The sequence below is a fragment of the Rossellomorea vietnamensis NBRC 101237 genome, from assembly GCF_001591825.1.
Lineage (GTDB): Bacteria > Bacillota > Bacilli > Bacillales > Bacillaceae_B > Rossellomorea > Rossellomorea vietnamensis.
Genome location: NZ_BCVQ01000092.1, coordinates 1 through 3,316 on the forward strand (window position 1 = coordinate 1; position 3,316 = coordinate 3,316).

Below are 3,316 nucleotides of genomic sequence, written 5' to 3' on the forward strand. Positions count from 1 at the left end.
TTTTAATTTAAAAATAATCAAAACCGGTGAAATTTTACTTTTTGTAAAATCTCACCGGCTTTTTCATTTCAGAGTAGGGTTTTGTCCCAGCCTCTTTTAATTCATCGATATTTTGGCAGCGTCCTGCTGCTCTTTCATTTTTTTCACCACATGGTAGGAAGAATAGCCACTGGATTCTTCAAATTCATTACAGATCCTTTTCTCTTCTGCCTTACCAGGGACGATTTCCTTAAATCGCTTATATCGATTCATCAGGTCCTCTCTTGAAACACCTTTTTCATATGCCTTTTCAATCGCTTCGAAAAAGGCAATGACGTCGATGACTTCCTCCGTGGACCAGTCTATATCGAAGGGGTATTGATATTCCATTTTGCACTGCAACTCCTTTGATGAATGTATTAACTCCACTGTTCACGAATGTTTTCACCTTGTGAAATCATTCGCCCGATGAGATCTTTAACCGAAGGGATGTCCTGGATCAACCCCATCACCTGTCCTGCCCACGCAAAGCCTTCGTCTACTTCACCATCGTAAATATATCGTTTATTCGCCTCGCCGCTTATGTATGACTTTAATCCTTCATATCCCGGATTCGATGTTTCAGCAGCCAGGATTTGATTTGTCCAGGTATTTGATATCGCTCTGGCCGGGGCACCTAAAGATCGTTTAATGACTACTGTACCACTCTCGTCCCCTTCAATCAAGGCACGTTTATACATGTCTGAGGCGTGGACGCACTCTTTTGTCGCTATAAACCTCGTCCCCATCTCGACTCCTTCTGCGCCGAAGCTGAGGGCTGCCATCAAACCACGGCCGTCCCCAATACCTCCCGAGGCTATGACAGGGATGGATACAGCATCCACCACACGTGGAATCAAGACGAATGTCCCGATGTCATCCTTACCCAGATGTCCTCCCCCTTCTTGTCCAACGACCATGACGGCATCCGCCCCGAGCTCTTCAGCCTTCAGGGCCTGTCTTTTTGATGCGACCAATACAAGCTTCACCATATCTTCCCCTTCGATTTGTTGAAACAGGGGAGTCGGGTTTCCCCCTGTAACGGAGATGACCGGCACTTTTTCTTCTATGGCAATATCAACAAAGCTGCTGAATGGGCGTCCATGCTGACCGATGGCAAAGTTCACTCCGAAGGGTTGATCTGTTAGTGATCTTACCTTTTTGATTTCTTGACGAAGCTGCTCAGGGTCATCGAGTGACATGGCCGTGATTTGGCCAAGGCCGCCTGCATTCGACACCGCCGCAGCCAATTCTGCATATGCCAGGTGGGCAAGCCCCCCTTGTATGATCGGATATTGAATGTTCAATAATTCTGTAACCCTCGTTTTCCACTTCATTTGAATCCCTCCATTCATTCATTTATTCTGGATGGAGGTGGGAAAGTCCTTTTCTTTCGTGTGGTATATATTCATAAGAAATAAGGTGAGTCTTAGATGGGAGGGCTGTATGCATTTTTTTGATAAGTTAGGTGGATTTTTGGCTCATTCGTGTGAAACGTACGTTTCACACGCCTTCCAGCTTTGCTGGAAGGTCGTCCTGTGTGAGAGTGACCGCCAGACCAAGCTCGCTTGGTCTGGCGGTCACTCTCACACAGGACGGAAATGAGCCAAAAATCAGGAGTATGACTTCTTTTGTTTGTGCTATGAAAAAAATACATCTTCATGGGCGTATGTCACTATGCAAAGATTTTCTTAAGTGCTATAATTCTTTTGTTTGTTGAAAATATCTTAAGAATGTATGAAATTATGGTTTGAATCCTATATAATGATATCTTTAGCATGCATGTTGGTTTATTGTGCCATGAAGAATATAAAGAGGTGTTGAATGAATTGTCTCAAAATGAAACGCCGTTGTTTACCGGCTTAATTGAACATAGTAAAAAAAATCCCGTCCAGTTTCATATTCCAGGTCATAAGAAAGGTGCAGGGATGGATCCTGCCTTTAAGGAATTCATAGGAGAAAATGCGCTATCCATTGATTTGATTAATATCGGTCCTTTAGATGATCTGCACCAACCTAAAGGCATGATCAAGGAAGCTCAGGATTTGGCTGCCGAGGCATTCGGTGCCGATCATACTTTCTTCTCTGTTCAGGGGACGAGCGGAGCGATCATGACGATGGTCATGAGTGTGTGCGGACCTGGAGACAAGATCATTGTTCCAAGAAACGTGCATAAATCCGTTATGTCTGCAATTGTTTTCTCAGGGGCCACTCCTATCTTTATCCATCCAGATATTGATGAGGACCTTGGGATCTCACACGGTATCACGACAGACGCCGTTGCAAAAGCTTTGGAACAAAACCCTGATGCCAAAGGTGTATTGGTCATCAATCCTACCTATTTCGGAATTTCCGCAGACCTAAAGAAAATCGTGGAAATTGCCCATTCTTATCATGTTCCGGTACTCGTCGATGAAGCTCATGGGGTTCATATACACTTCCATGATGAACTTCCCCTGTCAGCCATGCAGGCAGGTGCTGACTTAGCAGCTACGAGTGTTCATAAGCTCGGCGGATCCATGACTCAAAGCTCAGTCCTCAATATGAAAGAAGGGCTTGTCTCTGCTAAGCGTGTGCAGACCATCTTAAGCATGCTGACGACGACTTCCACGTCATATTTACTACTTGCATCCCTTGATGTTGCAAGAAAACGACTTGCCACTGAAGGGCGGGAGCTCATCACCAAAACGATCGAACTCTCCCAGAATATGAGAAAGCAAATCAACGAGATTGACGGTTTATACTGTGTAGGGGAAGAAATCCTTGGAACGAAAGCGACCTATGCATATGATCCGACTAAGCTGATTATATCCGTGAAGGACCTGGGAATCAGTGGGTTCGATGCGGAAAAGTGGTTAAGAGAAGCTCATAATATCGAGGTTGAAATGTCCGACCTGTATAATATCCTCTGCATCATCACACCTGGTGATACTGAATATGAAGGAAACCAATTGGTCACTGCTTTAAAAGAACTGGTTACGAGCCTTAAGAAACAAGGCGAGATGACCCCTGTTAAAGTGATGCTGCCTGATATTCCTGTTCTATCCATTACACCGAGGGACGCTTTTTATGCTGATACAGAAGTCATTCCGATTGATGATTCCGTTGGAAGGACCATTGCTGAGTTCATCATGGTCTATCCTCCTGGAATCCCCATATTCATTCCAGGGGAGATCATCACTCAGGAAAACATCCATTATATCAAAACCAATATAGAAGCAGGTCTTCCAGTACAAGGACCTGAAGACTACGATTTACGTCATTTAAGAGTCATCAAAGAGCATCGGGCCATTCGATG

The 3,316-nt window shown here is 44.5% G+C and carries 4 protein-coding genes; 2 read left to right on the forward strand and 2 right to left on the reverse strand.

The features are described 5' to 3' along the window. Positions 1-96 precede the first annotated feature (96 nt). Positions 97-369: a UPF0223 family protein gene (locus BVI01S_RS21690; protein ID WP_034756022.1), complete on the reverse strand. Its 273-nt coding sequence runs from the start codon at positions 367-369 to the stop codon at positions 97-99. Between the two features lie 29 nt (positions 370-398). Next, complete coding sequence (locus BVI01S_RS21695; RefSeq protein WP_061811534.1) at positions 399-1,355, reverse strand: NAD(P)H-dependent flavin oxidoreductase; 957 nt, start codon at positions 1,353-1,355, stop codon at positions 399-401. Positions 1,356-1,464: 109 nt separating this feature from the next. On the opposite strand from BVI01S_RS21695, the gene BVI01S_RS22675 reads away from it, so the two are divergent. Continuing rightward, positions 1,465-1,623 (forward strand): hypothetical protein, encoded by a 159-nt coding sequence (locus BVI01S_RS22675; protein WP_156477379.1) that lies wholly within the window; start codon positions 1,465-1,467, stop codon positions 1,621-1,623. Between the two features lie 224 nt (positions 1,624-1,847). After that, the coding region (locus BVI01S_RS21700; RefSeq protein ID WP_034760365.1) for an aminotransferase class I/II-fold pyridoxal phosphate-dependent enzyme at positions 1,848-3,316 on the forward strand (1,469 nt) is incomplete at its 3' end.

Coding starts and splice junctions, on each gene's coding strand:
- BVI01S_RS21690 (WP_034756022.1), bottom strand. CDS start 369: ATGGAATATCAATACCCCTTCGATATAGACTGGTCCACGGAGGAAGTC.
- BVI01S_RS21695 (WP_061811534.1), bottom strand. CDS start 1,355: ATGAAGTGGAAAACGAGGGTTACAGAATTATTGAACATTCAATATCCG.
- BVI01S_RS22675 (WP_156477379.1), top strand. CDS start 1,465: ATGCATTTTTTTGATAAGTTAGGTGGATTTTTGGCTCATTCGTGTGAA.